Source organism: Streptomyces sp. NPDC107562 (assembly GCF_055657325.1).
Map to the genome: position 1 here is coordinate 86,790 of NZ_JBVKBE010000017.1, position 14,597 is coordinate 101,386.

A 14,597-nucleotide genomic window follows, 5' to 3' on the forward strand; every position below is an offset into this window, starting at 1 on the left:
AGATCAGCTCGGGGGACACATGGGCCACTTGGAGCGGCCACGACGCATCGTGCAACCGGGCGGTGCCGGGACACCGCCGTCCACCTCGTCGGACGCCCTGCGCCGCACGGACCAGGGCCCGGCCACCGGCGCCCGGCGCACCGTCGGCGCGCCCGGTCCGGCCGCGCCGCTGCGCCGTGAGCGCCTCGCCGCCCGCCCGCAGGGCCTGCGCGACGCCGTCGGACGCCTCGACGCGGGCCTCGACGAGAACGCCCGCCGGCAACTCGCCGAGTGGATCGGCGAGGAGTACCGGGCCAGTTACGGAGAGGTCCCGCTCGGCTTCTTCGCCCGCTGCCACCTGGGCCCGCCCTATGTGGACCATCAGCTCAACCTCTTTCAGGTGATCATCCGCCACTTCGCCCCGTCCGACCCGGTGCCCGAGCCGTTCGCGGGCGCCCGGATGCTGGTGCGCTCCGGCGGCTACGCCTTCGTCGAGGTCTACTCCGGCGGACTGCTCCTGCCGGTCCTCGACGACGGCACCGTCGTCCGTCCCTGAAGCCCGGCGCGCAGCACGTCCCCGTACCGGAGCAGCACGTCCCCGTACCAGATCCACGTGCCAGAACCATGTGATCGGAGAACCGCATGTCCGAGGTGGACTTCGCCCTGCACCAGAAGGTGCAGCAGGTCAGCAACCTCGTGGTCCGGCTCAGCGAACAGGTCGGCTCCGTGTCCGGCCAGGTCTCGGCCGTCGAGGCGGGGCAGCAACAGACCCGCACCGAACTCCAGCAGCTGCGCGACGAGTTCCTCGCCTTCGTCAAGACAGCCCAGCTGACCGCGAACGTGCAGCGCGCCGAGACGCGGGTCGGCGTGATCCAGGACCAGGTCGACCACGAGTTCGGGCACCACAAGACGGTGCGGCGCACCGCCGTCGGCATGCTCCAGGCCTTCGACCTCGGCCTCGTCTCCGAGGAGAACGTCCGCGCGGTCGGCGACCAGCTGATGATCCAGACGCCCCGCTACTGGCTGGCGCCCGCCCTGGTGGCCCTCGCCTCCTGGTCCGCCGACGACCGGGCACTGTGCGAACGGGCCGTCGAGGAGGCCTTCCGCCGCTCACCGGACCGCACCTCCCTGTTCTTCGCGCTGGTGCTGCGCCGTCAGGACCGCAAGGAGGCGGCCGTCCGCTGGCTGCGGCACTACCTGCTCGCGCAGGACCCGGCGGCGCTCGGCCGGGAGTTCGCCGTCATCCTGGAGTCCATCGCCCAGGGCGCCTTCGGGCTCGCCGGACGCGAGCTGCTGCACACCACCCTGGCCGCCTGGCGCGAACAGCTCATGGACAGCGCCGAGGGCCAGCAGCGCCAGATCGACCGCTGGCGCCAGGAGATCGACGCCCTCGCCCAGCCCTCCGCGGCGGCGGAGTTCCCGCGTCTGGCCCAGGTCGCCCCGCAGTGGCCCCAGCTCGACGCGGTGCTCGGCCGGGCCCGCGCCCACCAGGTCGTGCTCGACAGGTACCGGGCCGTCATGGACCGCGAGTACCGGCCGTCCGAACGGCTGGAGGACGCCGTCGACGACATCCTCGACCGGCTGGTCTCCGAGTACGACGACGAGGAGCTGCCGCTCCGCCGCGACCTCGCCTTCAACAACGCGGTGATCGACCACGGCGGCGACCTCGACGCCGCCCGGCAGGCCGCCGACGCCGACTCGGCCTCGTACGACGAGACGCTCGACTATCTGACGGTGCAGACCACCGCCGCGCTCAACCCGACGGCGATCGGCGCCTCGCCCGCCACCCAGCGGCTCTCGGTGGCCGCCTGCCAGGAGTGGTTCCTCCAGGCACACGCCGGCTTCACCCGCGACTACCGCTCCGCCGTGCCGCAGGACGTCCAGGCGCGGTTCGGCACCGCGTACACCGTGGCCTCCCAGTCCTTCCAGCTGCCGCCCTGGCAGGGCTCGTTCACCCGGCCGCTGCCCGAGCTGGAGGCCTCGCTGTCCGCGCACTGGGACCAGCACATGGAGCCGTTCATCGCGGCCTACGCCTACCCGTGGGGCAGGAAGGCGACGCCGCTCGCACTCGTCCTGTTCGGCATCCTGGTGATCGTCGGCTCCTTCTCCTTCCCGGCCGCCCTGGTGATCGCGCTGGTCGTCGGCGGCGTCTGGGGACTCGTCCTGTACAACGGCGCCCAGGCCGCGACCCGCCTTCAGGAGAACGCCCGGCAGATCCTGCGGCATGCCCAGCAGGAGTCCGTGCACCACCTGCGTGCCGCCTCCGCCGAACTCACCGACTGGAACGCCAAGTTCCGCGCAGCGGACGCCGTCGAGCCGCAGTGCCGGGAGTTCATCACCTCCCTCGCGACCGCGACCCGTGGCGGCTCCCCCTTCGAGGGCCGCACCGTAGCCAAGGAGGACACCGCGTCATGAGCACCGCGCCCGACGACGTCCCGGCGGCCCCGCCCCCGCCCCGCAGGCCCGCCGCCGACCCCCAGTACGCCGCGCCCGGCACGTCCCCCTGGGGAGCCAGCCGCAGGCCCGCCGGGGAGCGCGCCACCAGCCGGGTCCGCAAGATCGCCGAGGGCCTGCCCGACTGGGAGCCGCTGCCACCCGGCGAGACCGTCGTGCGCAGGCCTGGCGGCACCCTGTGAACACGCACTCCTACTGGGGCCACGGCGGCCCCTACGAGACGTGGGTGGACTTCCTGCGCCGCTGGGCGGCCGCCGAGCCCGCCGACCCCGCGGCCCTGCCCCCGCTGTCCCAGGACGACTACCCCGGCGAGACCTGGGAGCGCTTCGCCCGCCATCTCGGCGACGCCCTCGACGGACGCCTGAAGTACTGGGGCGAGCGTCTCGCCCGGGCGCTGCTCGCGGCCGGCGACGAGTTCTCGGCGGGCCGCGCCCTGGCCCAGGCGCGGGTGGGCCTGACGGAGGTACGCGCGGTCGCGGGCCACCCCGGCCTGCCCGAGACGCTGCGTACGAGGTTCACGGAACTCGTCGAGTCCCAGATCACCGACCTCCAGCACCAGATCGAGCGCAACCTCGACCACCTCGCGGCGACCAACGGCTCGGACCCGCGCTGGATCGAGGGGCGCCGGCGCACCGTCCGGGACAACGCCCTGACGGCACGTCCGGCCACCCCCACGACGGATCCCTGGGCACAGGCGCACACGTCCGACCGCCCGCGCCGAAGAGTCGTCACGGACTAGACGTACGCGACCGTCCCCGCTTCAGGGGCGCGGGGAAAAGCGCGCACGCCCCCGACGGACCCGCAGCCGCCCACGATCCGAAGGCCCCCATGTCGAACTACACCGAAAGCCTCCACCACCTCGACAGCTACATCTCCGCCCGTGTCCCGGTGATCGGCATGCGGACCATCGAACAGCAACGCGCCCTTCGCCTCCTGCGGGACGCCGCCCTCCAGCCCCGCCGCAGCAGCATGCCGTTCTGGATCTACACCCGGGCCACCGGCCTGCGCGACCTGCGCACCAACGCCGCCGTCCAGGACGACCGCTCCCTCACCGGCGCCATGGACTTCGCCGCCGCCCAGTTCAGCAGCCGGGCAAACGCCACGATCGTCCTCGTCGACCCCGACCACCTGGAGTCCGACACCCCTGTCACCCGGCACATCGCCGAACTGGCCCGGCTCGCCGACAACAACATGGGCAGCATCGTCCTGATCACGGACGCCCCCATATGGAGCGGCCTCCAGCGCCTCGGCATGAGCCTGCACCTGGACCTGCCGGACGCCGACGAGATGTACGGCACCCTCGCCGGGTTCCTCGGCGACCACCGGGGTCATATCCCGATCGAGTGGGACGAGGACGACACCCGGCGCGCCGCCGAGTTCCTCAGCGGTGTCACCGAGGCCGAGTGCATCAACCTGATGGCGACCATCGCCGCCAAGGGTTCGATCCTCAAAGGCGACGTCCTCGGTCTCGCCCAGGCCAAGGACCGCATCTTCAGCAATCTCACCGGCCTGGAACGCGTCCAGCTCAAGGAGGGCAACTACACCGTCGGTGGCCTGAGCAGCCTGCGGGAGTGGCTCCGGCGCAAGCACGACATGCTCCACGCCGACCTGCGCGACTCCGCGCTGCGCCCGCCCCGGGGCGTACTGCTCGTCGGCGTACCCGGCTGTGGCAAGTCGCTGTCCGCCAAGGCCATCGCCCACGAGTGGCAACTGCCGTTGTACCGGCTCGACATGGCCAGCATCCACGGCAAGTACCTGGGCGAGTCGGAGGGCCGGTTCCGGGAGGCGCTGGCGATGGCGGACCGGGTGGCGCCCTGCGTCCTGTGGATCGACGAGATCGAGAAGGGCCTCGCGGGCAAGGACGACATGTCCGGCGTCCCGCAGCGCATCATCGGTCAGTTCCTGTTCTGGCTCCAGGAGTCGCGCTCGCGTGCCTTCGTCGTGGCCACGGCCAACGACATCCGCAGCCTGCCGCCCGAGCTGCTGCGCAAGGGCCGGTTCGACGAGCTCTTCTTCGTGGATCTGCCGGACAGCCAGGACCGGCGGGAGATCATCGACATGTACTACCGCCGCTATCTGCGGGTCGATCCCGAGCCCGAGCAGGTGGACCGGCTGGTCGACCTCTCCGAGGGCTTCGCGGGCTCCGACATCGAGTCCACCCTGCACGACGTGGGGGAGGAGGCGTACCGCCTGGGCGGGCCCGACCGGCTGAAGCCGTCGTTCGTGCTGGACACCTTCGCCAACACGGTGCCGCTGAGCCGGGTCAACCCCGAGCAGATCGAGGAGATCCGCGCGTGGGGCCGGGAGCGGGCGGTGCCGGCCGGCCGCGCGGTGACGACCGCGGCGGCGGGCGCGGCCACTCCGTCCCGCAGGATCGTCTTCATGGACGAGTGACCCTCATCCGCCCCCGGCGCCCCACAGCACAGCGATGTCCGCCATACTGCCCGCTGTGGAGCAGCGCATAGGTACGAGCAGTCAGCCCCTGGACGCCGGGATCAACCCGGCCCACATCCCCGGGCTCACCGGCCCGGAGAAGGCCGCCGAGCCCGAGGACGCGGCGCCGGTCGAGGACGCCTCCGCCTCCGCGGAGCCGGACGAGCCCGAGGCCGCCGCCGCGGTCGACGACGCCGTCGACGAGGAAGCCGACGAGGACGCCTCCGACGACGATGCCGCCGGAGACGCCGACGACACCGACGACACCGCGGTGACCGACGGCCCCGTGTTCGAGGCCGCCGACCGTCGCGCCCGTGTCGTCGCCGACGCCAAGGGCGTACGCCTCAGCCTCGACGACGAGAGCTGCGAGTTCCGCTGGGACGAGATCGCCGCGATCGAGACGGAGTCCCCGCGCTTCGGCAAGCGGTTCACGGTGACCGTGCACACGCCGGAGCGCCGCTGGTACCCGATCGAGATCGAGGCCAGGGCGAAGTCCCAGCACCAGCAGTGGGACGAGGAGCTGGACGCCGTCCTCGACGCCTACTTCGAGGCGGACGCCGAGGACGCCGAGGTCGTCGCGGACGCCGAGGACGCCGACCAGCAGGACCGGGACTAGCAGTACTGGGCTTCCTTGCCGATCGACCGGTACATGCAGTCCGCGTTCTCCAGCAGTTGCAGCACCGCGTCCCGGTTGCGTGAGGTCTCCCGCTCGATCACCTCGTCGGGCGGGTAGAACCCTCCTCCGGAGGCGCCCCGCGGATACATCTCGAAGGTGTACCCGAAGATCTTCTGAGAGCCCCACAGCCAGTCGTCGATCGACCCGTCCGTGATGTACAGGTCGCTGGACTGCTCCGGGGTGTAGCCGTTGCTCGCGGCCATCTTCTGCCCCACCGCGGCGAAGGCGTTCCGGTCGTCCGCCGTCATGCCCGTGGTCGTGTCGGAGTAGGTGTACCCGAACGGCCAGAGCACCAGCTCGCTGTACGTGTGGAAGTCGATCCCCGCTCGGATCTGCTGCGTGCCGCCGACCACACGGCTGCGCACGAAGTTGGCGACGACCTTCACCTCGGGCGCCGACTCGGCCGCCGGGCCGCGGTACGTCTCGGAGGACGGCGAGCCGGACGAGCCGCCGCAGCAGCCCCACCGGTAGTTCCAGTTCCGGTTCAGGTCCGTACCGATCGCCGACGAGCCGGAGTTGGGCTGCCGGTTCTTGCGCCACGAGCGGTACGAACCGGAGGCGATGTCGTACTCGCCGCCGTCCGGGTTGAGGTCGGGGACGATCCAGATCTCGCGGTTGTTCACGAGGTTCGTCACCCGGGAGTCCGTGCCGTAGTCGGACGTCAGCTCGCGCAGCAGGTACAGCGCCATCTCGACGGTGAGGTGCTCGCGGGCGTGCTGGTGGTGGGTGAACAGCACCTCGGGCTCGGCCTCGTCCGTGCCGACGTTGTCGCTGATCTTGACGGCGACGATGTTCCGGCCCTGGTACGACGTCCCGATCACCCGCTGACTCACGATGCCGGGGTTCGCCGCGACGGCGGAGTTGATCGCGCTCGTCATCTCCGCGTAGTTGTGGTAGCGGGAGTCGGCGGACGGGAAGTCGAAGAGCCGGACGTCGCCCTCGCCGGCGGACCGGTCGGGGACCGCGCCGAGCGGAGTGATCTCGTAGCCGAGCGCGCGCAGTTTCCTGATCTGGTCCGCGCGGCCGGAGACGACGACGGTGTGGTCGTCGGCCTCGTCCACGGTGACCCCCGTGCGCTGGATCGCGGTGCGGTCCTCGGCGGTCGAGTGCGTGTGGATCTCGTACTGGCGGACGTCGTCCGCCGAGACCGCAGCCCGGCCCGCGCTGTCGGCGGTGGCGTCGGTGACCGTCGCCGAGAGCGGGGCCGCGAGGGCGAGGGCGAGCAGGGTGGCGAGCGCGGCGGCGCGTCTGCCGCCGCGGACGCCTGAGCCGCGGATGCGAAGTCGCATGAAGTCTCCTTGGATCTCCAGGGATTCCGGGTTCTCCGGAAGTGGGGGAGTGGAGCTGTGGGGGTGGTTCTTCGGTGCGACGTACGGGGTGCTGGTGCGCGTGTGGCGCTCATCGTGCGGTCATGGCATGACCAGGTCAAGAGCAGCCCCTGAAGTGGCGCCCGGAAACCGGCGGAAAACGGCCGCGCCCGGCGGCGGGCCGCGCAGTGTACGCGGACCGGCCACGGCGGAATGGGTCCCCGGCAAATTCCACCCGCCGGTGTGAGGAGCGCGTGCATATATGTACACACGGCGGAAGAGTGAGGGGCGCGCACACGACCCCACCCACCATCCAAGGACTGGCTGATCATGGGCGGATCAGCGCCTCGACGGGACGGCCGGCCACCGGTGGAGACGACCAGCTTCGTCGACCGCCGGGCCGAACTGGCCGAAGGCCGCGAACTGCTGGCCAGGGCCCGTCTGGTCACGCTCACCGGACCCGGCGGCGTCGGCAAGACCCGGCTCGCCGGACGCATCGCGGCCCGCGTGGCCCGCGCCTTCCCCGACGGCGTGCACGTCGTGCACCTCTGCGGGCTGCACGACCCGGCACTCGTTCCGGTCGCCGCCGCGGACGCCCTCGGCCTGCACGACCATTCCGCGCAGCCCCCGCTGGACGCGCTGGTGGCACAGGTACGGGACCGCCGGCTGCTGCTCGTCGTCGACAACTGCGAGCATCTGCTCGGCGCCTGCGCCGACCTGGCGGCGGCGCTGCTGCGCGGCACCGCCGGCGTCCGGGTGCTCGCCACCAGCAGGCACCGGCTCGGGCTCACCGAGGAACACCTCCTGGAGGTCCGGCCGCTGCCCGTGCCGGACCCGGACGGCGACCCGTCCGGCGCCGGACCCGGCCCGGCGCTCGCCCTGTTCGCCGACCGGGCCGCCGCCGTCGTCCCCGGCTTCCGCCTCACGCCCGCCAACCGGTCCGCCGTGGCGCGTCTGTGCCGGCGCCTGGACGGTCTGCCGCTCGCCATCGAGCTGGCCGCCGTCCGGATGCGGGTCCTCTCCGTCGAGCAGCTCCTCGAACGCCTCGACGACCGCTACCGGCTGCTGTCCGCGGGCAGCCCCGCCGTCCTGCCCCGGCACCGGACACTGCGCGCCGCCGTGGACTGGAGCCACGACCTGTGCACCGGTCCCGAACAGCTGGTGTGGGCACGGCTGTCGGTGCTCGCCGGGAGCTTCGACCTGGAGACGGCGGAGGCGGTGTGCGCGGACGGCGAGCGGATCCGGTCGTACGACGTCATGGAGGCCGTGGCCGGCCTGGTCGACAAGTCCGTGCTGTGCCGTGAACCCGGCCCCGACGGCGTGCGCTACCGCCTTCTGGACACCCTGCGCCACTACGGCAGGGAGCGGCTGACGGAACTGCCCGGCGACGAGCCCGTCACCCGGCGGCGGCAGCGGGACTGGATGCAGCGGCGGGCCACGGACTGCGAGGAGGCCTGGTTCGGGCCGGGCCAGCGCGAGATCGTGGCCCGGCTCCACGCCGACCAGGACAATCTGCGCGCCGCCCTGGCCTTCGGCCTGGACGAGCCCACCACCCCCGACGACGCCCTCGCCGCCCTGCGGCTGGCGGGCACCCTCTGGTTCTACTGGCACGCCTGCGGCGCGCCTCGGGAGGGCCGGTACTGGCTCGACCGGGCGCTCGACGCCGCCCCCGAGCCCACGCCAGAACGGGCCCGTGCCCTGTGGGTCGCCGGACTGCTCGCCGGCTGCCCCGAGGACCTCACCCGGGGCCGCCGGCGCGCGGAGGAGGCGCGGACGCTGGCCCTGCGCCTCGGGGACGAGGCCGAGGCGGCGCACGCCGAGTACGTGCTCGGTGTCATCCTGCTGTTCAGCGACGACCTGCGGGCCGCCCTCGCCCATTTCCGCGCCGGTGTCGCACGCGGCCGCCTGCCCGGCCAGCATCTCAGCCTCGCCGGGCTCGACCGCGTCGAACTCGCCTGCGCGCTGGGCTTCCTGGGCGAGGCCGACCAGGCCATCGCGATCAGCGAGGAGACCCGACGGCTGTGCGAGCGGCACGGCGAGGAGTGGGTGCTCTCGTACGTGCACCGCATGCTCGCCCTCGCCCACACCGTGAAGAAGGACCACCGCCGGGCCGAACGGCACGCCCGCGAGGCCCTGCGCCTCAAGCTCGCCGTCCACGACGTCACCGGCATCGGCCTGACCCTCGACCTGCTGGCCCAGATCGCGGGCCGGGGCGGCGCCCACGAGCGCGCGGCCGTGCTGCTGGGCGGCGCGGACCGGGTCTGGGCCGACGTCGACCGGGACCGGTGGGGTTCCGCCGCCCTCGGCACCACCCGGCGGGGCACCGAGACCCGCTGCCGGGAGGCCCTCGACACGGCCGCCTACGAGCGGTCCTACGCGCAGGGCGCCGCCCTCGGCCTCACCGGCATCGTGGGCTACGCGCTGGACGAGCGGCGCCGCGAGCCGCGGGGCTCCGGACAGCACCCCACCGCCGGACGCGGCCATCCCGGGGTCCGGCTCACCCGCCGCGAGACGCAGGTCGCCGAACTGGTCGCCGAGGGTCTCGCCAACCAGCAGATCGCCGACCGCCTCGTGATCGCCCGCCGCACCGCGGAGGGCCATGTCGAACGCATCCTCAGCAAGCTCGGATTCAGCAACCGCAGCCAGATCGCGTCCTGGGTCACCGCCCGACGCTGACCGCCCCCGCCCGCACCACAGACAGCACAGGCACACAGACAGCACAGGCACACAGGCACCACCGGCCGACCCGGTCGACGCACCGCCGCCCCACCCGGCCCACGGCGTTCACCCGCCCGCCGGCCACCAGGACGTCCGCACCGCACGCACCACATCCAGCACACCCAGCACCGAGCGACCCGCCACCAGCCCACCGACCGACAGGAACTCCATGCCCACCCCCTCAGCACATGCCCAAGGCACCTTCGACCACCGCATGGCCGTCTTCTCCTCCGGCGAGGAGTTCGTCGCCGCCGCGCTGCCCTTCCTCGCCGAGGGGCTCGCCGCCGCCGACGAGCCCCCGCCCGTCGCCATCGCCGCCCCCGACAAGCTCGACCTGCTGCGGGACGCCCTCGGCGGGGACGCGGGGCGCGTCGGTTTCGTGCCCCACACCGAGTGGTACAGCGGATCCGCCGCCAACGCCGTGGCGCAGGGCGCCGGTTACCTCGCCGAGCACGCCGGCCCCCGGGGCCGTGTCCACCTGCTGATGGAGCCCGACTGGGGCGGCCGTGCCGGACGCTCCGTCCGCGAGAGCACCGAGTGGATCCGCTACGAGGCCTTCGCCAACCTCCTCTTCGCCCCGCTCGCGACCACCGTCCTGTGCGCGTACGACACCCGCACCGCGGGGCCGGCGGTGGTGGCCGCCGCCCGCCGTGCCCACCCCGGCACCGGCGTCTACGAGGACCCGCTGCGTATCGCCGCCGAGCTGGACGCCGTACCGCTCTCGCCCGTCCCGCACGACGCGCGCCCGCTGCCCGCGCCCGAACCGCACGCCGTGCGCACCTGGGCCGCCGGACGCGGACTGCCCGCCGCCGACGCGGAGTTGTTCGCCGCGGCCGTCTGCGAGGCGGCGGACCCCCTCGGCCCGGTCAGCCAGGTCCTGCTGTGGGGCGAGGCGCCCGGCTGCGTCTGCGAGCTGCGCTCACCGCACCGCGTCGACGACCCCTTGGCCGGCTTCGTGCCCCCGCCCACGGCCGGTCCGGCACCCGGGCAGGGACTGTGGTTCGCGCGGCAGGTGTGCGCGTACGTCGACGTGCGCGACGACGAGGCGGGCGCGGTCGTGCGCCTGCAGTACGCGTAGCCCGGGCCGTATGCGCACCCCCAGGCAGGTAGGGAAGCGGGTAGTCCTCCCCGTGCGCCTCAGACCCGGCACACCTCACCCTGAAGGCATGCTGCACCTCTCCGGGACCGGCCGCCCGGATCCTGAACCCCGTTACGGCGCCTATCCTCAACCGCCCATAGGAGCGGGCCACCTGAGCGTCGAGCTCCCCCCGCGCCCTTCCGCCGTGCGGGAGGCCCGGGCGGAGGTGCGGCGGCAGCTGGAGCGCTGGGGGCTCGCCGACGGGGACGGCCATGGCACCGAGCTCGTGGAGACGGCCGAGCTGCTGGTCAGCGAGCTGGCCACCAACGCCCTGCTGCATGCCGCGAGCCGCTTCCGGCTCACCCTGACCGCCGCCCACGGCGTCCTGCGCTGCGAGGTCGCCGACGGCGGCCGGCGGGTCCCCCAACTGCTCGACCCGGGCGCCTCGGAGAGCGGCCGGGGGATGTTCCTGGTGGAGGCGCTCGCCCGGCGCTGGGGCTGCCACCAGGACGGCCCGGGCAAGACCGTCTGGTTCGAACTCGGCACCTGCGCGTGCGACGGCTGCGGTCGGCGACAGCCGTGACGCGCCCGCGACGGGCCTCGGCGGCACTCCCGGCCGCCGGGGCCCGTCCCCGTCCACGGGCGCTCCTCGAACCGGCGCACACATCGGGTGAAGATCCGGCACGACCTCTTGTCCCGGGACCGTCCATCGGCTTTCTTGACGTGCATGGCGGACACCACGGGAAACACCAGTGACACCGGGGCGGCACCCGGCCCGAACTCCGAACCGACCCCGCGCAAGTCCAGTTGGAAGTACATCGGCCCCGGAATCGTGGTCGCCGCGACCGGCGTCGGGGCCGGCGACCTGGTGGCGACGCTGATCGCGGGCAGCAACTTCGGCTACACCCTGCTGTGGGCCGCCGTCATCGGCTGTCTGGTGAAGATCTCCCTCGCGGAGGCGGCCGGCCGCTGGCATCTGTCCACCGGCCGCACCCTGTTCGACGGCTGGGCGAGCCTCGGCCGCTGGACGACGTACTTCTTCGTCGTCTACGTCGTCGTCTGGGGCTTCGTGTACGGGGCGGCGGCGATGTCGTCGAGCGCGCTGCCGCTGCAGGCGCTCTTCCCCGACGTCATGGACCTGAAGTGGTGGGGGATCGCCTGCGGTCTGGTCGGCCTCGTCTTCGTCTGGTTCAACAAGTACGCCGTCTTCGAGAAGGTCATGACGGTCCTCGTCGGCGTCATGTTCGTGGTGACCGTGTACCTGGCGATCCGGGTCACCCCGAACATCCCGGACGCCTTCGCCGGCCTGCTGCCCGTACTGCCCGACGAGAAGGACTCCGTCCTCAACACCCTCGGTCTGATCGGCGGCGTCGGCGGCACCATCACGCTGGCCGCGTACGGCTACTGGGTCAACGCCAAGGGCTGGACCAACACCGGCTGGATGAAGGTCATGCGCCTCGACAACCGGGTCGCCTACGCCACCACCGGCATCTTCGTCATCGCGATGCTCTTCGTCGGCGCCGAACTCCTGCACACCCGCAACGTCGCCATCGAGAGCGGCGACAAGGGCCTGATCCAGCTGACCGGCATCCTGGAGGCCGAGTACGGCACGGCGACGGCGAAGTTCTTCCTGATCGGCTTCTTCGCCACCTCCTTCACCTCCCTGATCGGCGTCTGGCACGGCGTGAGTCTGATGTTCGCCGACTTCGTGGCGCGCTACCGCAAGCGGGCGCAGACCAAGGGCGAGGAGATCGCCTCCGGCGAGCGGGAACGGTCCTGGCCGTTCCGCGCCTACCTGCTGTGGCTGACCTTCCCGCCCATGGTCCTGCTCTTCGAGGGCCAGCCGTTCCGGCTGGTCATCCTCTACGGCGTGCTGGGCGCGGCGTTCCTGCCGTTCCTCGCCGGCACCCTGCTCTGGCTGCTCAACACCGACCGCACGCCGCGCGAGTGGCGCAACGGCTGGGTCAGCAACGGGATGCTGGTGATCGCGGGCCTGCTGTTCCTGGTGCTGTGCGTGAAGCAGATCTCCGACCAGCCGTGGGCGGAGTTCTTCTAGCGGGCGCGCTCACCGCAGCAGTGCGGGCCACGTCGGGTCGAGGGCGATCTCACGGAGCTGCCGGGCGGTGAGGGCGGGGGTCTCGCGGGTCGCCGGGGTGTGCTGGGCGCCGGAGTTGAAGGCACTGATCACCACACGCAGGCCGTCCTCGCGCAGGGTGTCGGCGGTCCACATCACGACGCCCTCGCCGCCCTTCTCGCCGGGCCCCTGCCGCTGCGCCACCAGCGTGCCGTCCGGCAGGATCTCGGCCCCGCCGAAGAGGTCGCCCACGACGTCGCCCATGCCCGGCTGCACGTTGATCTGGACGAGGCTGCGCCCCTTGCCGTCGTCGACGACGACGTAGCCGAAGTCGCCCTCGCCGCCCTTGTCCACCACCTTCGCGCCCTCGGGGAGCAGCGTGACGAGCGTGTCCGCCGCCGAGCCGGTGAGCGTCGCCGGCGGGTCGACGGGCCCGGCGTCGTGCCCCGGCTGCCCCGAGCCCTCCGGGGCGGCGGGGACGAGGGGCAGCCACCGTGAGGACGTGGCCACCGCCTTCAACTGCGCGAGAGTAAGCGGTGGTTCCGGGCGGGTGATCGGCGCGTCCTTCTCGGCCTCGGCGTTCCACTCACTCACGCTGACCTGCTCGCCCTCAGGGGTGACCAGTTCGGCGCGCCACAGTTTGGTGTCCACGCGGCGGTCCGGATACTCGTACCCCTGGAAGAGCATCAGCACCGACCCGTCGGACAGCCAGCTGCGGTGGCAACTGTCGTGCGGGACGAAGGCCTTGTCCGGGCAGGTGACGGCGTCGCGGGCGGCCTGACTGCCGGGCTCGACCCGGTACAGGCCGACGCCGACGGCACCGCCGCCCCCGCCGTCGTCGTGGACGAGCCGTACGGACGGCATCCGCCGCTCGCCGCCGCCCTCGGCCTGCGCGTCACGGATCTCGCCCTCCGGGAGCAACTCCCGCAGCGTGGCGATCATCTCCTCGGCCGAGACGGACGCCGTGGCGGTCCCCGGCGCGAGCGAGGTGGCGGGCGGCGGCGTCACGGGCCCGGCGCCGACGGAGCGCCGCTCACCGGTGCCCGTGCCGTCGCCGGTCCCCGGCAGGGTCAGTGCTCCCGCGACACCCACGAGAGCGATGCCCGCCGCGCCCCCGGCGACCGCGGCACGGCGGCGCAGCCGCAGCCCGCGTCCGCGGGCCCGGCCCGCGGCGATCAGGACGGGGCGGTCGGTGTCGAAGGTGTCCCCGGTCTGCCGCAGCGCGGCGCCGAGCCGGTCCTCGAAGGGGTCGTCGTGTTCGTTGCGGTCCGTGCGGTCCGTGGACATGGCGAATCACCGTCTCTCGAAGGGGTGGTGAGGTGACGTCGGGCGGGGTGGGGCTGCGGTCAGGTGGCCGCGTACTCGGCGAGGTCCTCGCCGAGCAGTTCCCGCAGCCGGGCGAGGGCGCGGGAGCAGCGGGTCCGTACGGCGGCGGAGCTGGTGTGCATGGCGTCGGCGGTCTCCTGCACGCTGCGGTCCTCCCAGTAGCGCAGCACGACGACGGCCCGGTCCTTGGCGGGCAGCCGCGCGAGCGCCTCCAGCAGGGTCAGCCGCAAGGTGGTGTCGCCGTCGGGGCCCGCCGTCTCCGGGAGGACGTCGGTGGCGCGCTCGGTACTGCTGCGCCGGCGCCGCTGCGCGAGGAAGGTGCGGGTCAGGACGGTCTGTGCGTAGGCGGCGGGGTTCTCGGCGCGGGAGACCCGCCCCCATCTCAGGTAGAGCCGCCCGAGGGTCTCCTGCACCAGGTCCTCGGCGAGATGCGTGTCGCCGGCGGTGAGCAGGCAGGCGGCCCGGTAGAGGTGCCCCGCGCGCGCGGCGGCGAACTCCGCGTACTCGTCCCCGCGGACCTGCATGTGCGCTCCCCCGTCGTCGGTGCCGTCA

The 14,597-nt window shown here is 72.9% G+C and carries 13 protein-coding genes; 10 read left to right on the forward strand and 3 right to left on the reverse strand.

Features of this window, described 5'->3' with window-relative positions; translation table 11 throughout:
* Positions 1-19 precede the first annotated feature (19 nt).
* The 6 genes from ACZ7LV_RS33650 to ACZ7LV_RS33675 all read left to right on the forward strand — a co-directional run bounded on the left by ACZ7LV_RS33650 (position 20) and on the right by ACZ7LV_RS33675 (position 5,482).
* Positions 20-535, forward strand: a complete 516-nt coding sequence (locus ACZ7LV_RS33650; protein ID WP_471945044.1) for a hypothetical protein — start codon at positions 20-22, stop codon at positions 533-535.
* 86 nt (positions 536-621) lie between these two features.
* Positions 622-2,394, forward strand: coding sequence for a hypothetical protein (locus ACZ7LV_RS33655; protein ID WP_471945046.1), 1,773 nt, complete (start codon positions 622-624; stop codon positions 2,392-2,394).
* The gene (locus tag ACZ7LV_RS33660) at positions 2,391-2,615 is read left to right on the forward strand and encodes a hypothetical protein (protein ID WP_471945048.1); all 225 of its coding nucleotides are present in this window, start codon (positions 2,391-2,393) and stop codon (positions 2,613-2,615) included. The genes ACZ7LV_RS33655 and ACZ7LV_RS33660 overlap by 4 nt, the downstream gene beginning before the upstream one ends.
* Positions 2,612-3,172 carry a hypothetical protein gene (locus ACZ7LV_RS33665; protein WP_471945049.1) on the forward strand — a complete coding sequence of 187 codons (561 nt, stop codon included), beginning with the start codon at positions 2,612-2,614 and terminating at the stop codon, positions 3,170-3,172. Before ACZ7LV_RS33660 ends, ACZ7LV_RS33665 begins: the two co-directional genes overlap by 4 nt.
* Positions 3,173-3,261: 89 nt before the next feature.
* A complete protein-coding gene (locus ACZ7LV_RS33670) occupies positions 3,262-4,827 on the forward strand; it encodes an AAA family ATPase (protein ID WP_471945051.1) in 1,566 nt (521 codons plus the stop codon).
* A 34-nt stretch (positions 4,828-4,861) separates the two neighbouring features.
* Positions 4,862-5,482, forward strand: a complete 621-nt coding sequence (locus tag ACZ7LV_RS33675) for a hypothetical protein (protein WP_471945053.1) — start codon at positions 4,862-4,864, stop codon at positions 5,480-5,482.
* Here the strand turns inward: ACZ7LV_RS33675 and ACZ7LV_RS33680 are convergent.
* Positions 5,479-6,831, reverse strand: coding sequence for a M14 family metallopeptidase (locus ACZ7LV_RS33680; protein WP_471945054.1), 1,353 nt, complete (start codon positions 6,829-6,831; stop codon positions 5,479-5,481). The genes ACZ7LV_RS33675 and ACZ7LV_RS33680 overlap by 4 nt on opposite strands.
* Positions 6,832-7,179: 348 nt before the next feature.
* Between ACZ7LV_RS33680 and ACZ7LV_RS33685 the strand changes: the two genes are divergently transcribed.
* The 4 genes from ACZ7LV_RS33685 to ACZ7LV_RS33700 all read left to right on the forward strand — a co-directional run bounded on the left by ACZ7LV_RS33685 (position 7,180) and on the right by ACZ7LV_RS33700 (position 12,701).
* Complete coding sequence (locus tag ACZ7LV_RS33685) at positions 7,180-9,525, forward strand: ATP-binding protein (protein WP_471945056.1); 2,346 nt, start codon at positions 7,180-7,182, stop codon at positions 9,523-9,525.
* Between the two features lie 211 nt (positions 9,526-9,736).
* Positions 9,737-10,645, forward strand: a complete 909-nt coding sequence (locus ACZ7LV_RS33690; RefSeq protein WP_471945058.1) for an anti-sigma factor RsbA family regulatory protein — start codon at positions 9,737-9,739, stop codon at positions 10,643-10,645.
* Positions 10,646-10,733: 88 nt separating this feature from the next.
* Positions 10,734-11,228, forward strand: a complete 495-nt coding sequence (locus ACZ7LV_RS33695; RefSeq protein WP_471945059.1) for an ATP-binding protein — start codon at positions 10,734-10,736, stop codon at positions 11,226-11,228.
* 144 nt (positions 11,229-11,372) lie between these two features.
* A complete protein-coding gene (locus ACZ7LV_RS33700; RefSeq protein ID WP_471945061.1) occupies positions 11,373-12,701 on the forward strand; it encodes an Nramp family divalent metal transporter in 1,329 nt (442 codons plus the stop codon).
* Positions 12,702-12,710: 9 nt separating this feature from the next.
* Here ACZ7LV_RS33700 and ACZ7LV_RS33705 read toward each other — a convergent pair whose 3' ends face one another.
* Together ACZ7LV_RS33705 and ACZ7LV_RS33710 are read right to left on the reverse strand one after the other, a co-directional pair.
* Positions 12,711-14,006 carry a hypothetical protein gene (locus tag ACZ7LV_RS33705; RefSeq protein ID WP_471945064.1) on the reverse strand — a complete coding sequence of 432 codons (1,296 nt, stop codon included), beginning with the start codon at positions 14,004-14,006 and terminating at the stop codon, positions 12,711-12,713.
* Positions 14,007-14,065: 59 nt separating this feature from the next.
* On the reverse strand, positions 14,066-14,569 hold the full coding sequence (locus tag ACZ7LV_RS33710; protein ID WP_471945067.1) for a SigE family RNA polymerase sigma factor: 504 nt from the start codon (positions 14,567-14,569) through the stop codon (positions 14,066-14,068).
* Positions 14,570-14,597 lie beyond the last annotated feature (28 nt).